Origin of the sequence: Paenibacillus caseinilyticus (assembly GCF_027533645.1) — a bacterium.
Lineage (GTDB): Bacteria > Bacillota > Bacilli > Paenibacillales > NBRC-103111 > Paenibacillus_G > Paenibacillus_G caseinilyticus.
Map to the genome: position 1 here is coordinate 1 of NZ_JAQAGY010000050.1, position 1,207 is coordinate 1,207.

At 53.7% G+C, this 1,207-nt stretch carries 2 rRNA genes; both read left to right on the forward strand.

What is annotated here, in order from left to right:
- Positions 1-115 (forward strand): 16S ribosomal RNA (locus tag O9H32_RS32735); the annotation flags it as partial.
- Positions 116-347: 232 nt separating this feature from the next.
- Positions 348-1,207 (forward strand): 23S ribosomal RNA (locus tag O9H32_RS32740); the annotation flags it as partial.

The window sequence follows — 1,207 nt, forward strand, 5'->3', positions numbered from 1 at the left end:
CCGAAGCCGGTGGGGTAACCCGCAAGGGGGCCAGCCGTCGAAGGTGGGGTAGATGATTGGGGTGAAGTCGTAACAAGGTAGCCGTATCGGAAGGTGCGGCTGGATCACCTCCTTTCTATGGAGTCCATGTCACCTGCAAGGGTGGCGGACAAATCGGCAGCGCAAGCTGCATCAACCGCGAGAGCGGGACACTCACTCGTGTTCAGTTTTGAAAGGTGCAATACCCTTTCAAACTCCTCGACAATCCACCACGGTCTATGCCGTGATGCATTGCGATATTGTTCCTTGAAAACTGGATAGCGAAATGAAATAGCTGAAGCAATTCTAATGTATATCTTATAGCTGTAGGTTAAGCTAGTAAGAGCACACGGAGGATGCCTAGGCACCAGGAGCCGAAGAAGGACGTGGCGAACAACGATAAGGCCTCGGGGAGCCGTAAGCAGGCTTTGATCCGGGGATGTCCGAATGGGGAAACCCACATGTGGTAATTCGCATGTACCATGCAGTGAATACATAGCTGCATCGGAGGCAGACGAGGGGAACTGAAACATCTAAGTACCCTCAGGAAAAGAAAACAATAGTGATTCCGTCAGTAGCGGCGAGCGAACGCGGAGTAGCCCAAACCAAGGAGCTTGCTCCTTGGGGTTGTAGGACGTCAAATAGGGGTTAAGCAGAGTAGGCGAACAGGTCTGGAAAGGCCGGCCAGAGTGGGTAAGAGCCCCGTAACTGAAATTCTGCGAACACCCTAGACGGATCCTGAGTACCGCGAGACACGTGAAACCTCGTGGGAAACCGGCAGGACCATCTGCCAAGGCTAAATACTCCCTGGTGACCGATAGTGAAGCAGTACCGTGAGGGAAAGGTGAAAAGAACCGCGGGAGCGGAGTGAAAAAGAACCTGAAACCGTGTGCTTACAAGAAGTCAGAGCCCGTTAACGGGTGATGGCGTGCCTTTTGTAGAATGAACCGGCGAGTTACGTTCCCGTGCGAGGTTAAGGTGAGAAGCCGCAGCCGCAGCGAAAGCGAGTCTGAATAGGGCGCATATAGTACGTGGACGTAGACCCGAAACCGTGTGATCTACCCCCGTCCAGGGTGAAGGTGCGGTAACACGCACTGGAGGCCCGAACCCACGAATGTTGAAAAATTCGGGGATGAGGTGGGGGTAGCGGAGAAATTCCAATCGAACTCGGAGATAGCTGGTTCTCCCC